Genomic DNA, 16,553 nt, shown 5'->3' with positions numbered 1-16,553 from the left:
CCTGGTATTCAGGCCCCGCCCGATTCCCGGACCTGCACCTTGTTATTGGCATCGCGGCTTTGGCGGATCAGTTCATCACCGGCAACACAGTCAGCGGACTTGGCAAGGCGGTCATACAGCAGCACATTGACGCTGGCAGCCAGGTTCATGCAACCCACTGTTGGGACATAAACCACGGCATCGGCCCGGTCGATGACCTGCTGGCTGATGGTGCCGTCTTCCGGCCCGAAGATGTAGATCGCCTGTTGCGGATGCTGAAACTCAGGCAGCGGCACGGCCCCCTCGATCAGGTCGACACAGACCACCTGCATCCCTTCGGGGATCTGATCCAGCAGGCAGTTAACGCCGGTCAGCGGGATCTCCCGGCTGACGCTCTTGGTATCGGTATGGAAGCGAGCGGCCCGGTCATAGCGCTCGCCGGTATAGAATACCGAGTCGACCCGGTAACAGCCGGCGGCACGCATGACGGCGCCGACATTGGTCGGGCTTTTCGGGTTGGTCAGTCCGATACTGACGGCGGGGGTCTTGGTCATAAGTGCGGCCTGTCAGATTTCAACAACGGGTGAGCTTGCTTGGTACAACATAAAGGGGCCTGATTTCAGGCCCTTTTAAATCAGGTCAGTCCGGGGCAGATCAGTTCACGCCCTGGCTGCGCAGGTAGTCGTCGTAGCTGCCACGGAAGTCGACGATGCCGGTCGGAGTCAGCTCGATGATTCGGGTTGCCAGCGAGGAAACGAACTCACGGTCATGGCTGACGAAGATCAGCGTGCCCTCATAGTTTTCCAGCGCCAGGTTAAGAGATTCGATCGATTCCATATCCAGGTGGTTGGTCGGCTCATCCATAATCAGGATATTCGGACGCTGCAGCATCATCTTACCGAACAGCATACGCCCCTGTTCACCACCGGAGATCACTTTGACCGATTTATTGATCTCTTTCTGCGAGAACAGTAAGCGTCCCAGAGTACCGCGGATCACCTGCTCATCATCGTCCTCTTTGCCCCACTGCCACATCCAGTCCAGCAGCGTCTTATCTTCTTCAAAGTCAGCCGCGTGATCCTGAGCGTAGTAGCCAAACTCTGAGTTCTCAGACCACTTAATCTCACCTGCCGTCGGCTCCAGATCACCGACCAGACATTTCAGCAGGGTGGATTTGCCGATGCCGTTTGGCCCGATAACGGCAACGCGCTCACCGACTTCCAGCATCAGGTCGAGGCCGGAGAACAGCGTTTCATCAAAGGACTTCGCCACGCCTTCCACTTCCAGCGCCAGACGGTGCAGCTTTTTGGTCTGTTCAAAACGGATGAACGGGTTCTGACGACTGGAAGGCTTCACCTCTTCCAGCTGGATCTTATCGATCTGCTTGGCACGGGAGGTCGCCTGCTTCGACTTGGAGGCGTTGGCGGAGAAGCGGCTTACAAAGGATTTCAGGTCAGCGATCTGAGCCTTTTTCTTGGCATTGTCAGACAGCAGGCGTTCACGGGCCTGGGTGGAGGCGGTCATGTACTCATCGTAGGAGCCCGGGTATACCCGCAGCTCACCGTAGTCCAGATCTGCCATATGGGTGCAGACGCTGTTCAGGAAGTGACGGTCATGGGAGATGATGATCATGGTGCAGTTACGTTCGTTCAGCACCCCTTCCAGCCAGCGGATCGTATTGATATCCAGGTTGTTGGTCGGCTCGTCGAGCAGCATGATATCCGGATCGGAGAACAGTACCTGGGCCAGCAGTACACGCAGTTTCCAGCCCGGTGCCACTTCGCTCATCGGGCCAAAGTGCTGCTCCAGCGGAATACCCACGCCCAGCAGCAATTCACCGGCACGGGATTCAGCCGTGTAGCCATCCATCTCGGCAAACTCACCTTCCAGCTCGGCGGCGCGGATACCGTCCTCTTCGGTCATATTCGGATTGGAATAGATCGCATCACGCTCGGCCTTGATCTTCCACAGCTCTTCATGACCCATGATTACCGTGTCGATCACGCTGTACTCTTCGTAGGCGAACTGGTCCTGCTTCAGTTTACCGATCCGCTCATTCGGATCCTTAGAGACATTGCCCGCCGATGCTTCCAGATCACCGCCAAGGATCTTCATAAAGGTGGACTTGCCACAACCGTTGGCACCGATCAGACCGTAGCGATTGCCTTCGCCAAACTTGACTGAAACGTTTTCAAACAGCGGCTTGGCGCCAAATTGCATGGTGATATTCGCGGTTGTAAGCAATGTCGTGATCCGGAAGTTAGTAAGCGTTTAAAGCGGACATTTCAGCAACGGCGAACCTTGCCAAAATGCCTTCAGAATAAATAAACGGCGCATTATGCCAACTTCATATGAACGGGGAAAGCGATCAGGCCCTGAAACTGCCCGGGGCAGCCCTGCAGCTGAGGGTAAGCGATCCCGGAAGGAAAAATGATCAATCAGTAAATAATTTAAAAATCAGAAGCTTAGCTGAGTCATTCGCCAATGACATTGGTTACAGTAACGCAGTTACAAATCCCGGATTTTATCATTTGTATCTGATCGACGATTGCCACTGATCTTTTCAGGTTTTCAATCCTGATATCTATCAGCGGACAAGGATCAGAGACAATTCCATTCCCGCCACCCGTATGAATCTCATAGGGGACAGATGGCAAAACAATTAGGGATAATGATTCCTAAGGATGGCACTGAATGAAAAGCGCCCTTTTTGTCGATTTCGACAATATCTTTCTCAGCCTGCAGAGCCAGGGTTCTGACTATGCTCAGGACTTTGCACAAAACCCCTCTAAACTGATCGACTGGCTGGAGCGGGCCATTCCTGAATATTCAGGTAAAGAAGCTGACAGCCGCCGCCGGATACTGGTTCGCAAGGTCTACCTGAACCCCAAGTGTTTCGGCGACTACTCCCCCTACTTCACCCGTTCCGGCTTTGATGTCATAGACTGCCCGCCGGTGACCAACCAGGGGAAAACCAGCGCCGATATCCATATGGTGCTGGATATGGTCGACCTGATCAGCCATGCCGTCGATTACGATGAGTTTATCATCATGTCCGCCGACGCCGATTTCCGTCCCATGCTGCAGCGCCTGCGTACCTTCGATAAGCGTACCTGCCTGCTGATTGCCGGATTCGCCTCTGCGGCCTACCGTTCCTGCGCCGATAAGGTCTATAACCTGGAACAGTTCTTCGATGAGGTACTGCTGAACCAGCAGATCCATCCTGCTATTACCAGCGCTAAACCCGCGCCGGCGGTCAAGGATGCGGCTGAAGAGACCATCGAAGAGCTAAAAGACCTGTTCACCCAGATCGATGTTACCGAGATTGCCGGGCACTGCGCCGAACTGATCAAAGAGCATGTGGAAAATGCCGCCGGTCCGTTGCTGGTCGGAAACCTGGCGACCCAGACATCCATTCGCGATATGGGACTGGCCCCGGACTGGTGCGGTCACGAGAACTTCACCCGCTTCGTCCAGAGCCTCGATCTCGATGGCCTGAAAATTGAGAACGGCCAGATCTACGATCCTCAGCGCCACCCGAAACCAAGCCCGGTACAGAGTGAGTTTGAGGATACCCGCAGTATTTTCAGAACCATGTACCCGACTTTGGAACCGCTGGCGACCAAGCTGCATGAGATTCTGGATACCCCTTACCTGCTGCCGGATGATTATCGTTTTGTCTTCCAGAGCATCGCCGATGAGGTCAACCAGAACGGCTTCAACCTCTCCCGGGTCAGTAAAACGGTACGGGACCAGTGCCGTGACAACAATATTGTCATCGCCCGCCAGACGATCAACTTCATTCTCTGGGGCTACTCCTCCTTTGGCCACTATCTGGGCAGCAATGGCGAGGAAAAAGCGGAGATACTGGCACGCAACTTCCTCGATATAACACTTAACTTCGGCGACCGCGCGCAGATCAACCTGTCTCAGGACGATATTGAACTGCTGGCGCAGTGGTTTGGCTGCAAAGCCTGAATCCGCTGCAGGCCTGCTCCGGCAGGCCGTAACCCGCATCTGAAGGCTGCCCGATGGCAGCCTTTTTACGCACAACCAATCCCACCAGCCGCTCCCGACATTCTGCATCCATCCGCTTAGCAAAGCCCCCTGAACGATCAGCAGCACTTCACCTTTCCGACATTCCAACAGCACAGGTCGCACGGTTGTCGTAAATCAATCACACCTTAAGGCAAAAGCTGAACTAGCTTTAAGGGAGACAACTGTTCAGTTTTTGTTACAGGTCACGCAGAGAGGGTTTACAGATGATGGATGCCCGCGATGTAAAAACGGTGGCGGATGCCAAACGACTGGTCGAGGCCCGGGGCCTGAGTCATATCAAGGTCGGCCTGCACGATATCGACGGTGTACTGCGCGGTAAGTATATGAGTAGGGAGAAGTTTTTCTCCTCCCTCGACAACGGTTTCTCCTTCTGTGATGTAGTTCTGGGTTGGGACAGCAACGACCAGCTCTACGAGAACCCGCAGGTGGAATACACCGGCTGGCATACAGGCTACCCCGATGCACCGGTCAGGATTGTTGCCGACAGCTGTCGCAACCTGCCGCTGGAAGGCGACATGCTGCTTTTTCTCTGCGAGTTCGACGCAGAAGCTGCCCAGTTTTGTCCCCGCAATCTGCTTAAGCGGGTCCTGCAACACGCCGACGACATGGGTTTCAGGGTTCATGCCGCCTTTGAATATGAGTTTTTCCTGTTTGCCGAAACACCCGACTCCGTCAGGGAAAAAGGCTTTCGGAACCTGAAACCGATCACACCCGGCTATTTCGGCTACTCGCTGTTGCGCAGCTCAAGCCATGCCGAGCTCTATCAACAGATTCTGCAACTGGCCGAAGCGATGGATTTCCCTATTGAGGGTATCCACACCGAAACCGGCCCCGGAGTGCTCGAAGCCGCCATTAATGTGGACAGTGCACTGAACGCGGCAGACAAGGCGGCGTTATTCAAAACTTTTATCAAGGTATGGGCCCAGCGCCAGCAGATGATGGCCACCTTCATGGCCCGCTGGTCCAACGAATATCCTGGCCAGTCCGGCCATATCCACCTCTCCCTGCAGGATAAGCACAGCGCAGCGCATAGCTTCCACGCCGCCGACCAGCCTTATGGCATGAGTGAGATACAGCGTCACTTTGTTGCCGGACAACAGCAACTGATGCCGGAACTGCTGGCGATGATGGCACAAACCGTCAACGCCTACTCACGCATGGTCCCGGGTTACTGGGCGCCGACTGACGCCACCTGGGGGATAGAAAACCGTACTACAGCCCTGCGGGTGATTCCCGGACAGCCAAAGGCCCAGCGCGTCGAGTTCCGCCTGGGGTCCGCCGATGCCAACCCCTATATCGTGCTGGCCGCGACCCTGGCAGCCGGGCTTTACGGTATCGAACAGAAACTGCAGCCGGCCGCGATGGTCAGCGGCAACGCCTATGACCAGCAGCACCCGGCACACCTGGCGCTGCCAACGACGCTGATCGAGGCGACTACGGCGCTGCGCCAGTCAGAAACCGCCCGCCTGCTGTTCGGGGACCCGTTTATCGAACACTACGCCAACACCCGGGAGTGGGAATGGCAGGCATTTCGTCAGCATATTACTGACTGGGAACTGCAACGTTACTTTGAAATTATCTGACGGGATCAAGGAGTACGCGGATGCAGACCAGATTTGAAACCCTCTCCCCGGTCGATAACTCGGTATTCCTCTGCCGGGAATACGCCAATGACACAGAGATCGAGCAAGCACTTCAGCGCGCCTGCGATGCCCAGGCCGAATGGCAGCAGCTGGCACTGCCACAGCGGGCGGCCTATTGCCTGAAGATGCTGGACTCTGTCAGCGCCGCGTCAGCCGATATTGCCCGCGAGCTTTGCTGGATGATGGGACGCCCGATAAGCCAGGGGGCAGGCGAAGTCTCCGGCTTTATCGAACGGGCACGCTATATGATCAGTATCGCCGAACAGGCCCTGGCACCGACAGAGCTGGCAGATTCGCCGCAGCAGCGGCGCTACATCAGGCACCGGCCACTGGGCAACTGCCTGCTGATCGCGCCCTGGAACTACCCCTACCTGACCACCGTCAACACCCTGATACCGGCCCTGATGGCGGGCAATACCGTGCTGCTGAAGCCCTCTTCCCAAACGCCCCTGTGCGCCGAACGCCTGGCCGGCGCTTTCCGTCAGGCCGGATTACCGGACGGGGTGTTCCAGTACCTCTATCTGGACCATCAGCAGAGCCTGGCACTGGCGGCAGATTCACGTATCGACCATATCAGCTTCACCGGCTCCAATGCCGGCGGTGATGCGATCGAGCACGCACTGGCCGGCCAGTTCAAGAGCCTGACGCTGGAGCTGGGCGGTAAAGACCCGGCCTATGTGCGGCCTGATGCCGATCTGGATCTGGCGGTGGCCTCTGTGCTGGAAGGCGCTTTTTATAACAGTGGACAGTCCTGCTGCGCCATTGAGCGCCTTTACCTGCATAAAGATATCTGTCAGGCCTTTATCGACCGCGCCGTTGCAGCCGCCTATCACTATCAGCCGGGGCGGCCTGATCACCCGGATACCGTACTCGGACCGATGGTGAACGCCCGGGCCGCGCAGCGGGTGCGGGCACAGGCCGCCGATGCTCTGGCGAAAGGCGGCGTTGCGTTGCTAGATAGCGCTAGGTTTAGCGCCGACCAGCCCGGCAGCGCCTATCTGGCACCGCAACTAATTGCCCATGCCGATCACAGCATGACACTGATGACCGAGGAAACCTTCGGACCACTGCTTGGGATCATGCAGGTTGCCGATGACGACGAAGCGATCCGGCTGATGAACGACAGCGACTATGGCCTGACAGCCGCGCTCTACAGCCGCGATATCGACAGCGCCGTGAACATCGGCAACCGGCTGCACTGCGGCACACTGTTTCTGATCCGCTGTGATTATCTGGACCCGGCCCTGGCCTGGAGCGGTACCAAAGGTTCAGGCCGCGGCTGCAGCCTGTCATCACTGGGTTACCAGCAACTGACCCGCCCCCAATCCTATAACCTCAATGGCCCACCGAGGGTAACCCCGGAGAACGAACCATGAGCCAGAACACGCTTCGGGCACAGTGGCATTATCCCAGCGAAATTCTCGTGGGCTGCGGCGCTATCCAGCATCTGGCCAGCTGCTGCAAACAACTGGGAATACATGCCCCTATGCTGGTCACCGATCCGGCACTGGCTACCAGCGAGATGGTAGCCTGCGCCATAAAACACTGTATCTGCCACAACCTGCACTGTGGCCTGTTCAGTAAAGTAGACAGCAATCCAACCGAGCAGAACGTATCGGACGGGGTGGCGGCTTATCGCTTCGGCCAGTATGACGGCATCATCGCCATCGGTGGCGGCTCGGCCCTGGATTGCGCCAAGGCGGTCGCCCTGATGAGTGGCCAGTCGCTGCCGTTGTGGCAGTTTGAAGACAGCGGCGAAAACTGGACCTATGCCGACGCCGCTGCGATTGCCCCGGTTATCGCCATCCCCACCACGGCGGGCACCGGCTCAGAGGTTGGCCGGGCAGCGGTGATCACCGATCAGCAGCGACAGGTTAAGCGCATCATCTTCCATCCGGATATGCTGCCAAAACGGGTGATTCTCGACCCGCAACTGACGGTCAGCCTGCCCACCGCGTTAACAGCCGCCACCGGCATGGACGCCCTCTCCCACAACCTCGAAGCCCTCTGCGCCCCGGGCTTTCACCCGATGGCCGATGGCATCGCGCTGGAGGCGATCCGACTGATCCGTGAAAACCTGCCCAAAGCGGTGGAAGATGGCGGCAATCTGGAAGCCCGCCTACAGATGCTGGTCGCCTCAACGATGGGCGCAACCGCCTTCCAGAAAGGCCTGGGGGCGATGCACGCGCTGGCCCATACCATTGGCGGCATCTACAACGCGCATCACGGCCTGCTGAACGCCATCCTGATGCCCTACGTGCTTTATGCCAACCGCGGCGCCATTACTCCCATTACCCTGCGCTGCTGTGATTACCTGGGGCTGGAGCAGCGCAGCTTCGACTGCTTTCTCAGCTGGATCATCGATCTGAGAACCACGGTCGGCATTCCCCATTCGCTGAGTGAGATCGGTATCGATCGCTACGACCCCGACCGGATCGGCCGTATGGCCGTGCTCGACCCCAGCGCGGCCGGTAATCCAGTGAGCTTTTCGGCACAGCAGTACAGCTCTATCTGCCGCAACGCTATACTGGGCGTTCTCTAATACCGAAGCGCCGGAGAACCGCAGCACTATGAAGATCGGAATTCTGCAATGTGATGATATCCCCGATACCGTGCAGGGAGGTTTTGAGAATTATCCGCAAAAGCTGCAGCGGCTGTTGCGACAGGTTCGCACGGATCTGAGTTTCGCGATTTATGATGTGCGCAGTGGCGAGTATCCGGCCGACCCGGCCGAATGTGACGGCTATATATCCACCGGCAGCCGGGCCAGCGTCTACGAGGAACTGCCCTGGAGCCTGGAACTGGAAGCCTACCTGCGTCAGCTGGACAGGGCGGGCAGGAAGTTTGTCGGGATCTGCTACGGCCACCAGCTGATCGCCAAAGCCTTCGGCGGCAAGGTGGAACGCTCCGAGCGCGGCTGGGGCATCGGCGTCTCATTCAATCAGATCGACCTGCAGACCCACTGGATGGAACCCTTTCAGCCCGAGCTGGACCTGATTGTCAGCCATCAGGACCAGGTCACTGGCCTGCCCGACAACAGCCGGGTGCTGGCCTCCAGCCAGTTCTGTCCGCATTTTATGCTGCAGGTTGGCGAGCACATGCTCGGTATCCAGGGCCACCCGGAATTCAGCCCTGCCTACTCTGCTGCACTGTGTCAGGCCCGGGCTGACCGTATCCCGGCCAGCCGCATCCGCGAAGCGCTGCACTCGTTGCAGGCGGAGCCGGACAATCTTAAATGCGCTCAGTGGATTATCAATTTCTTCAGCGCTTAAGCGGGTCGACCCGACACTGCAGGGCGGTGAAGGCACCTTCTGTCTTTACCGCCTCAAACCCAAACCGCCGATACAGCGACAAAGCCCGGCTGTCGGTAAAAGCCCTTAACCGCAACCATTGCTTATTGCGCTGTCTTGCCAGTTTCAGAGATACGTCTAAAGCCGCAGCCCCGAAGCCCTCCCCCTGAAAGGGTTCGACAATTTGCAGGTTACGAATGTAAAGCGCCTGGGCATCCTCATCCAGACTCAACAAACCAACCTCAAAACCGCTCCAGCGCAAGCCATAGTTTTCGGTCTCGGTCCAGCACTGGCGAAAACCAGCATCATCCCAGACGATATTATGGCGTCTGTAATCTTCGGCCATATTATGCTTTACCAGCCTCTCTTCAGCGCCCAATTCCATAACTTTAATCAGTTCGAGTTTCATCCATGAAAGCCCTCAGGTTCAAAAGTATCTGTCACCGCTATCGTAATTAACCGTTTCATTATCCACAGCGCCCAAATTACTGAAATTCCATGCCATAACGCCCCTGTCAGCGTTAGTAATCTGGTGATGAATAAAGCATACTAAGGCCCATATTTGTGGTTCTGTGGCTCTGTCCCCAAGGGATTAACGCAGTCGCCCGGAAACGGGCATATTGCACCGCGCCGACAGATAACGACTCTCCGGATGATCGAAAAATCGTAATGACCAAATACCTATTTGCCTGCTTTGCTTTGCTCCAGAGCGACCTGCTCTACGCCGGAATCAATCTGTTTAAGGATGAACACGGCAAAACCAACTGGCAACACCTGGCCAACTGGACCAGCGGCACCCTGATCATCATCCTGTCACTGGTAGTGATCAACCTGTTCTTTACCCGCCGCAAGGCACATAAAGCCAATGCGGAGCTGACCGAGATCCGCGGCCAGCTTGAAGAGCGGGTACAGGAGCGCACCGAGACACTGGACCGCTCCAACAAACTGCTGCAGGAATCCAACCAGTTGCTGGAGAAAGAGATCGCCCAGCACGTTATCACTACTAACCGCCTGCGCAGTTCTGAGAACTACATCAGGGATATCCTGAAGTCGATGCCGCTGATGCTGATCGGCCTCAATGAGCAGGGCGCGATCACACAGTGGAACAAGCGTGCCGAAGAGATCTCCAATATCAAGGCAGACGACGCCATCGGCAAAAACCTGTGGAAAGTATTACCAACGGTTACGATCTCCCAGGATAAGATCAAGCAAGTACTGGCCAGCAAAGAGCCGATTTCGATCCGCCACAGCCAGCATGGCCTCTATCACTTCGAGATTACGGTCTATCCGCTACGCGAGCAGGATGAGAACGGCGTGGTGGTATTGATCGATGACGTATCGAAACAGACCCAGACGGAAAACCTACTAATCAACAGCGACAAGATGTCCTCCATGAGTGAGCTGGCCGCCTCGATGGCGCACGATATCAGCGCACCGCTGCAGGCGATCCTGTTTGACCTGCAGGTCTTCCAGACCATGCTGACCAAAGGCAGTCTGCTGTCCGGAAACAATGGCGACTCTGAGGAGATGACCAAACTGGGCAACCTGCTGTCCGATGCAGCGGAGAAAGGCCAGGATGTGGCGAAAATCGTTGCCAACCTGCTGCACTTCTCCCGCGGTCGCAGCGATGAGAAACAGTCCACCGATATCGTTGACCTGATGGATCACACCCTGGAACACGCCAACAGCGTGCTCTCCTCCCCCTCCGGCCTGCGTTTTAAAGATATTGAGATCGAACGCCACTATCAGGACGACCTGCCGTCGATTCCCTGCTACGTCACCGAACTGCAGCAGGTATTCCTCAGTATCCTGCGTCATTCCTGTGAAGCCATTGCCCAGAACGACGAGCTGGGCAGACGTCCGCTGATCCGTATCCAGATCGCCGAGTGCTACGACGCACTGGCGATCAAGATCCAGCACAACGGCAAAGGCCTGACACCGGATGAACAGATGTACCTGTTCGAGCCGTTCTTCAGCAGCCCGGATGGCGTCGAAACCTACGATGCCGGTAAGCGTCTCTCTTTCTGTCACTACATCATGACCGAACAGCACCAGGGCCATATCGCCGTCACGTCCGATCCGGACGTAGGCAGCACCTTCCATCTGCAGCTGGAACTGAAATAGGCCGATAGCCGAAAAAACAAAAAGGCGCTGATCCCGCAGGATCTGCGCCTTTTTTCTGCTCGGTCAGATCATTCAGGCATCATTCCAGATGCGATCGTCACTCAAAGCTGCTGCTGTAGCCAGCCGATAAAGGTTTGCACCTGAGGGTTTTGTAACAGCTCACGACGGCACACCAGCCCCCAGCTTCCTTCACCCTCAACTGCCAGATCAAATGGCCGGACCAGTCGCCCGGATGCCAGGTCATCGTTTACCAGCGGACCATTGACCAGCGCTATGCCCTCGCCGTTAATCGCCATCTCCAGCGCCACCACCAGCGTATCCACCATTACCGGTGTGATCGCCTGACGCTCTGTGACCCCACAGGCACTGAACCAGCGTTGCCAGTTCCAGTGTTTTTCTTCGGTATAAACCGACAACAGCGGATAGCCTGTCAGCTGCTGCGGCGTCAGCGGCTCCTCACAGCCCTCCAGCAGGGAGGGACTGCAGACCGGGAACAGTTCGGAGTCAAACAGCTTAACCCAGTACAGGTGCTCGGGCAGCGTTCCCCGGTGGTAGATAATGCCGATATCGGCATGGGCCTCATCAAACTCCCAGCCATTACCGGATGTCATCAGATGCAGCTCTATATGCGGATACTGGCTGCGGAAGCGGGTCAGGCGGTGCGCCAGCCAGCGCACCGAGAAGGTGATGTAGGATTGCACCCGCAATGCCGGCTGCTGCGACTGCCGACGCATCGCATCCGAACCCAGCACCAGCTGCTCCAGCGCGCCCTGCACGCAGATGTAATAACGCTCGCCCTCATCGGTCAGGACGATATTACGTCCCTGACGGGCAAACAGCTTAACGCCCAGGTCTTGCTCCAGCTGCTGAACCTGATGGCTGACGGCCGGATGGGTCAGGTTAAGTTCTTCCGCCGCCCGACGCACACTTAACAACCGCGCCACCGCCTCAAATCCTTTCAATGCCTTTAACGGCGGTAGTTTCCGGAAATCTACTGATCCCGCCATCGGCGTCCTCTCAGCTGAATTTACTGGCTCGTCCCGCATCACAGCACAACCGCCCGGCACTGGTAAAGAAAATTATGAGCCCTGTCGTTTGGTCAATTTTTTTTACCGTTTCTGAAAAAAAACATCAATGGTTGCGGTTTCGATACAGGAATAGCCTGTTTTTCAACCTCCCGCTGCGGAGAGATTCATTTAACAACGGCGATAAAAATAATTACGAGGGTTTGTTATGAAAGTCGGATTTATTGGTCTTGGCAACGTCGGCGGAAAACTGGCAGGCAGCCTGCTGAGAAACGGTTATAACCTCACGGTACGCGACCTCAACCTCGAACTTGCCCAGCCCTTCCTTGACGCTGGCGCGGACTGGGCCGACTCGGCCCGCGAGCTGGCCGAAAAAGTCGATGTTGTGATTACCTGCCTGCCCTCCCCGGCAATCTGCGCCGAGGTGATGGAAGGCGAGGCGGGCATCCTGGAAGCGATGCAGCCGGGCAAAGTCTGGCTGGAGATGAGCACCACCGACGAGGGTGAAGTACGCCGTCTGGCCGAGAAAGTTGCCGCTACCGGCGCCAGCGCCATGGACAGCCCGGTCTCCGGGGGTTGCCATCGCGCCGCCACCGGCAATATCGCCATTCTGGCCGGCGGCGAACGCGAGACATTCGAGCGTGTACTGCCAATCCTGACGACCCTGGGTCGCCGGGTACTGCACACCGGCCCGATCGGTTCGGCATCGGTGCTGAAAGTCGTTACCAACTACCTGGCCACCGTTAACCTCTGCTCGCTGGCAGAAGCGCTGACCGTCTCGAAGAAAGCCGGTATGGATATGGCCACTGCCTATGAGGCGATCCGCATCTCCTCCGGCAACTCCTTCGTCCACGAAACCGAATCCCAGGTGATCCTCAACGGCAGCCGCGATATTAACTTCACCATGGATCTGGTGATCAAGGATGTCGGCCTGTTCGACAGCCTCGGCCAGAGCCTTGAAGTACCGCTGGAGATCTCGCCTCTGGTACTGAATATCTTTAAAGACGGCCAGCACCGCTACGGCGCCCGCGAATGGTCGCCGAATATCATCAAGCGCCTGGAAGACGCCTGCGACGTGCAGGTTCTGGCCAAAGGCTTCCCGGCTGAAATGGTCGACGACGAGCCGGAAGAGCCAGGCGCTGAGATCACCCCAAAGGGTCGCGACGCGGCCTGATTTTTGCTCGGCCGGGCCGAAGCCGGCCGCCCTTTTTAATTCAAGGAACCCGTGAACAAAGCCTTCAGGCACTCAGACCGGTCAGAGCCTCCGGACCCTGACAGCCCTGTTCAGGGGTTCCAATCAGCGGAGTCAGTTATGGCATTATCTGATATCAGTGACATCACCAGCCTGCAGCACAGCGACTGGCAGGGCCTGGCGGCGGCGCTCGCACCGCAAACCGGCCTGTTTATCGACGGTGACTTTATCGACGCCCTCGACGGTAGCCTGGCCGACACGATTAACCCTGCCAACGGCGAAGTGATCGCACAGGTCGCCTGTGGCGGCGAAGCCGATATCAACCGCGCCGTCGCCAGTGCCAAAGCTGCCTGGCAGGACGGCCGCTGGCGCTTTATGGCACCGCGCGAGCGGATCACCATCCTCACCCGGATGGCCCAGCTGATCGAAGACAACAGCGCCGAACTGGCTCTGCTGGAAAGCCTCGATATGGGTAAGCCAATCGGTGACGCCCTCAATATCGACCTGCCGGAAGTGGTCTCCACCTACCGCTACTTTGCCGAGTGCATCGACAAGCTGCAGGGTTCGGTGACCAATACCGACCGCGGCGCATTGCATATGATCGAGCGCGAGCCACTGGGCGTGGTCGGCGCGATCTCACCCTGGAACTACCCACTACTAATGGCCGCCTGGAAAGTCGCCCCGGCCCTGGCCGCCGGAAACTGCGTGGTACTGAAGCCTGCACTGGAAGCCCCGCTGAGCTGCCTGCGCATGGCCCAGCTGTTTGTTGAGGCCGGGGGCCCACCGGGCGTCTTCAATGTGGTGAATGGCGAAGGCCCGGTGGCCGGTAAGGCGCTGGCTCAGCATATGGACGTGGCCAAGATCAGTTTCACCGGCTCGACCGCTGTCGGTAAACAGATCATGATCTACGCCGGTCAGTCCAACCTGAAACGGGTGGCACTGGAAACCGGTGGCAAGAGCCCGCAGATCTTTATGCCCGACCTGAACGACCTGGATACGGCGGTCGATTACGCCTATGGCGGAATTTTCGATAACGCCGGACAGGTCTGCAATGCCGGTTCCCGCCTGCTGGTGCATGAATCGATCCATGACGCATTCGTCAGCCGCCTGGTCGAGCGTGGCCAGCAGGCCTACCAGCCGGGCGACCCGCTGGACCCGGCCACCAGCCTGGGCCCCCTAGTCAGCCGCATCCACCAGCAGCGGGTACTGGGTCATATCGACCGCGCCTGCAGCGAAGGTGCGCAACTGGCTTGCGGTGGTGCCGCACCGGTCGGCATGGATCAGGGCGCCTTTGTCAGCCCGACCCTGTTCACCGGCGTCAGCTCGGATATGAGTATCGCCCGCGATGAGGTCTTTGGCCCGGTGGCAGCCGTAATGACATTCCGCGATGAAGCCGAAGCACTGCAGATCGCCAACGACTCCATCTACGGCCTGGCCGCCAGTGTCTGGACCTCCGACCTGAACCGCGCCCACCGCATGACCCGCGCGCTGGAGGCCGGCGTGGTGTGGCTGAACTGTTTCGGCGACGGCGATATGACCCAGCCATTCGGCGGTTATAAGCAGTCCGGCAACACCCGCGATAAGTCATTCGACTGCCTGCTGGGCTACACCCAGAGTAAATCGGCCTGGCTCAAGCTGGACTGATCCCCCGCGAAAAGAAAACCCCAGAAACAGCGCCGCCCACTGCAAAGTGGGCGGTTGAATCATCAGGTTGAGTGGTTACCACACTCTCCTATATCATCCGGAACAAGGTGTCCTTTAGCTGTACACGACGCAGTTTGAGCTCCTCATAGCGCTGATCGGTGGTCGGCACATGAGCGTTTTCCAGTCCACGCACATTGTGATCGATCTTGTGATACTCGGCGGCAAGACGGGCAAATTCTTCATTCTCCTGTTTCAGCTGATGGATGCGTTCGCGGTGTTCCGGAAAGTCGGCATAGAGGCTGTGATTCAGATCTGACATAGGGCTCTCCATCGAAGATGGTTGGCCATCAGTTAAAGCGGTAACTGATAGCAAATTCAGCTACATTGATCAGACGCCCACAGTTAAAGTGTAGCCAGCCGGACCAGACGCCGCCACAGCGCCCGGCGGCGCAGAAACAGATCGTCACAGACAGGGATGGTTACATGCAATTATATCCGCTAGAAGTACAACGACTTCACCGCACCACAGCCAACAGTATCTGTATCGAGCTGGAGCGTCCGGCATCGTTGCGCGAACAGTTTCGCTTTGTGCCCGGCCAGTTCGTCACCCTGAAGCTGAACATCGATGGCAAGGAGCTGCAGCGCAGTTACTCGATCAGCAGCAGTCCGGACCAGTTCGGCAGTCTGCAGCTGACGGTGAAGGAGGTCCCGGGCGGAGAGGCATCGCGCTGGCTGTGCCGAAAACTGCGTACAGGCGCCAGGCTGCAGGTATCATCGCCGATGGGCGGATTCACGCCGCCGCCCAGCCGGGCCACATCACGTCACTACTATCTGTTCGCTGCAGGCAGCGGCATCAGCCCGCTGCTGTCGGTCATTCGCACTGTGCTGCAGCGCGAACCCGGCAGTCGCCTGTTTCTGCTGTACGGCAGCCGCGACCAGCGCCAGATTATCCAGCTCGACCAGCTGACCGAGCTGGAACAGCGCTACGGCTCGCGCCTGGTCATCAGTCACAGCCTGAGTCAGCCGATCAGCAATCCCCTCAGCCGGGTATTAAAACGCTGCCGGCGCTGGCAGGGACTCCGCGGCCGGATCGATATGCAGGCGGTGATGAACTTTATGCGCCGCAACAGCCCGGGCGGTGTAGAAAGCTGCTATATGATCTGCGGCCCGGACGAAATGATGAACAACTGCCGCCGGGCCCTGCTCAGCCTCGGGGCTGAACCCGCAGAGATCCTGAGCGAGCACTTTATCCCGGGCATGGGTAACGGTAACGACTCAGGACAGGCGGCAAACCTCGCCCTGAAGCTCGACGGTCGTCAGCTCCGGCTGGAGGTCAAACCCAACGAATCGCTGCTGGACGCCGCCCTGCGTGACCAGGTTGATGTGCCCTACTCCTGTCAGAGCGGAGCCTGTGGCTGCTGCCGCGCCCGACTGTTGAACGGTGAGGTGGAACGCGGCGATCTGTCGGCGCTGCAGCAGGAGCAGATCAGCCGGGGGGAGATCCTGCTCTGTCAGTGCTGGGCCGCCAGTCCCCAGCTGAGCATCGAAGTCGAAAGCGAGCCAGGCTGATGATGCATACCGGGAGGCCCTCCCGGGC

The 16,553-nt window shown here is 57.8% G+C and carries 14 protein-coding genes; 9 read left to right on the top strand and 5 right to left on the bottom strand.

What is annotated here, in order from left to right; all coding sequences use genetic code 11:
- Positions 1-8: 8 nt before the first annotated feature.
- Complete coding sequence (locus tag Q354_RS0109020) at positions 9-533, bottom strand: RNA methyltransferase (RefSeq protein WP_027857320.1); 525 nt, start codon at positions 531-533, stop codon at positions 9-11.
- A gap of 100 nt (positions 534-633) precedes the next feature.
- Positions 634-2,223, bottom strand: a complete 1,590-nt coding sequence (locus Q354_RS0109015; RefSeq protein WP_027857319.1) for an ABC-F family ATPase — start codon at positions 2,221-2,223, stop codon at positions 634-636.
- A 450-nt stretch (positions 2,224-2,673) separates the two neighbouring features.
- Here Q354_RS0109015 and Q354_RS27320 point away from each other — a divergent pair, with 450 nt between their 5' ends.
- The 5 genes from Q354_RS27320 to Q354_RS0108985 all read left to right on the top strand — a co-directional run bounded on the left by Q354_RS27320 (position 2,674) and on the right by Q354_RS0108985 (position 8,953).
- A complete protein-coding gene (locus Q354_RS27320) occupies positions 2,674-3,957 on the top strand; it encodes an NYN domain-containing protein (RefSeq protein ID WP_027857317.1) in 1,284 nt (427 codons plus the stop codon).
- Between the two features lie 284 nt (positions 3,958-4,241).
- Positions 4,242-5,621: a glutamine synthetase family protein gene (locus tag Q354_RS0109000; protein WP_027857316.1), complete on the top strand. Its 1,380-nt coding sequence runs from the start codon at positions 4,242-4,244 to the stop codon at positions 5,619-5,621.
- A gap of 20 nt (positions 5,622-5,641) precedes the next feature.
- The gene (locus Q354_RS25155; RefSeq protein WP_051560001.1) at positions 5,642-7,057 is read left to right on the top strand and encodes an aldehyde dehydrogenase family protein; all 1,416 of its coding nucleotides are present in this window, start codon (positions 5,642-5,644) and stop codon (positions 7,055-7,057) included.
- Positions 7,054-8,223 carry an iron-containing alcohol dehydrogenase gene (locus tag Q354_RS0108990; protein WP_027857315.1) on the top strand — a complete coding sequence of 390 codons (1,170 nt, stop codon included), beginning with the start codon at positions 7,054-7,056 and terminating at the stop codon, positions 8,221-8,223. Before Q354_RS25155 ends, Q354_RS0108990 begins: the two co-directional genes overlap by 4 nt.
- A 28-nt stretch (positions 8,224-8,251) precedes the next feature.
- Positions 8,252-8,953, top strand: a complete 702-nt coding sequence (locus Q354_RS0108985; RefSeq protein ID WP_027857314.1) for a glutamine amidotransferase-related protein — start codon at positions 8,252-8,254, stop codon at positions 8,951-8,953.
- On the opposite strand, the gene Q354_RS25150 is transcribed toward Q354_RS0108985, so the two are convergent.
- Entirely contained in the window at positions 8,943-9,380 is a 438-nt protein-coding gene (locus tag Q354_RS25150; RefSeq protein WP_051560000.1) for a GNAT family N-acetyltransferase, read from the bottom strand. The genes Q354_RS0108985 and Q354_RS25150 overlap by 11 nt on opposite strands.
- Before the next feature lie 260 nt (positions 9,381-9,640).
- Between Q354_RS25150 and Q354_RS0108975 the strand changes: the two genes are divergently transcribed.
- Positions 9,641-11,095 carry a two-component system sensor histidine kinase NtrB gene (locus tag Q354_RS0108975; protein ID WP_027857313.1) on the top strand — a complete coding sequence of 485 codons (1,455 nt, stop codon included), beginning with the start codon at positions 9,641-9,643 and terminating at the stop codon, positions 11,093-11,095.
- A gap of 101 nt (positions 11,096-11,196) precedes the next feature.
- Here Q354_RS0108975 and Q354_RS0108970 read toward each other — a convergent pair whose 3' ends face one another.
- On the bottom strand, positions 11,197-12,102 hold the full coding sequence (locus Q354_RS0108970; RefSeq protein WP_027857312.1) for a LysR substrate-binding domain-containing protein: 906 nt from the start codon (positions 12,100-12,102) through the stop codon (positions 11,197-11,199).
- Positions 12,103-12,328: 226 nt separating this feature from the next.
- Between Q354_RS0108970 and Q354_RS0108965 the strand changes: the two genes are divergently transcribed.
- Both Q354_RS0108965 and Q354_RS0108960 read left to right on the top strand, forming a co-directional pair.
- Positions 12,329-13,294 carry an NAD(P)-dependent oxidoreductase gene (locus Q354_RS0108965; RefSeq protein ID WP_027857311.1) on the top strand — a complete coding sequence of 322 codons (966 nt, stop codon included), beginning with the start codon at positions 12,329-12,331 and terminating at the stop codon, positions 13,292-13,294.
- 138 nt (positions 13,295-13,432) lie between these two features.
- The gene (locus Q354_RS0108960) at positions 13,433-14,956 is read left to right on the top strand and encodes an aldehyde dehydrogenase (protein WP_156948276.1); all 1,524 of its coding nucleotides are present in this window, start codon (positions 13,433-13,435) and stop codon (positions 14,954-14,956) included.
- An 88-nt stretch (positions 14,957-15,044) separates the two neighbouring features.
- Here Q354_RS0108960 and Q354_RS0108955 read toward each other — a convergent pair whose 3' ends face one another.
- Positions 15,045-15,275 (bottom strand): YdcH family protein, encoded by a 231-nt coding sequence (locus Q354_RS0108955; RefSeq protein ID WP_027857309.1) that lies wholly within the window; start codon positions 15,273-15,275, stop codon positions 15,045-15,047.
- Between the two features lie 164 nt (positions 15,276-15,439).
- On the opposite strand from Q354_RS0108955, the gene Q354_RS0108950 reads away from it, so the two are divergent.
- Positions 15,440-16,525 (top strand): ferredoxin--NADP reductase, encoded by a 1,086-nt coding sequence (locus Q354_RS0108950; RefSeq protein WP_027857308.1) that lies wholly within the window; start codon positions 15,440-15,442, stop codon positions 16,523-16,525.
- The last annotated feature ends 28 nt before the right edge of the window (positions 16,526-16,553 follow it).

The sequence above is a fragment of the Marinobacterium jannaschii DSM 6295 genome (assembly GCF_000620085.1).
Lineage (GTDB): Bacteria > Pseudomonadota > Gammaproteobacteria > Pseudomonadales > Balneatricaceae > Pontibacterium > Pontibacterium jannaschii.
This window is presented reverse-complemented; position numbering and strand designations above follow the sequence as displayed.

Coding starts and splice junctions, on each gene's coding strand:
- Q354_RS0108950 (WP_027857308.1), top strand. CDS start 15,440: ATGCAATTATATCCGCTAGAAGTACAACGACTTCACCGCACCACAGCC.
- Q354_RS0108975 (WP_027857313.1), top strand. CDS start 9,641: ATGACCAAATACCTATTTGCCTGCTTTGCTTTGCTCCAGAGCGACCTG.
- Q354_RS27320 (WP_027857317.1), top strand. CDS start 2,674: ATGAAAAGCGCCCTTTTTGTCGATTTCGACAATATCTTTCTCAGCCTG.
- Q354_RS0108955 (WP_027857309.1), bottom strand. CDS start 15,275: ATGTCAGATCTGAATCACAGCCTCTATGCCGACTTTCCGGAACACCGC.
- Q354_RS0108985 (WP_027857314.1), top strand. CDS start 8,252: ATGAAGATCGGAATTCTGCAATGTGATGATATCCCCGATACCGTGCAG.
- Q354_RS0109020 (WP_027857320.1), bottom strand. CDS start 533: ATGACCAAGACCCCCGCCGTCAGTATCGGACTGACCAACCCGAAAAGC.
- Q354_RS25155 (WP_051560001.1), top strand. CDS start 5,642: ATGCAGACCAGATTTGAAACCCTCTCCCCGGTCGATAACTCGGTATTC.
- Q354_RS25150 (WP_051560000.1), bottom strand. CDS start 9,380: ATGAAACTCGAACTGATTAAAGTTATGGAATTGGGCGCTGAAGAGAGG.
- Q354_RS0109000 (WP_027857316.1), top strand. CDS start 4,242: ATGATGGATGCCCGCGATGTAAAAACGGTGGCGGATGCCAAACGACTG.
- Q354_RS0108965 (WP_027857311.1), top strand. CDS start 12,329: ATGAAAGTCGGATTTATTGGTCTTGGCAACGTCGGCGGAAAACTGGCA.
- Q354_RS0108960 (WP_156948276.1), top strand. CDS start 13,433: ATGGCATTATCTGATATCAGTGACATCACCAGCCTGCAGCACAGCGAC.
- Q354_RS0108970 (WP_027857312.1), bottom strand. CDS start 12,102: ATGGCGGGATCAGTAGATTTCCGGAAACTACCGCCGTTAAAGGCATTG.
- Q354_RS0108990 (WP_027857315.1), top strand. CDS start 7,054: ATGAGCCAGAACACGCTTCGGGCACAGTGGCATTATCCCAGCGAAATT.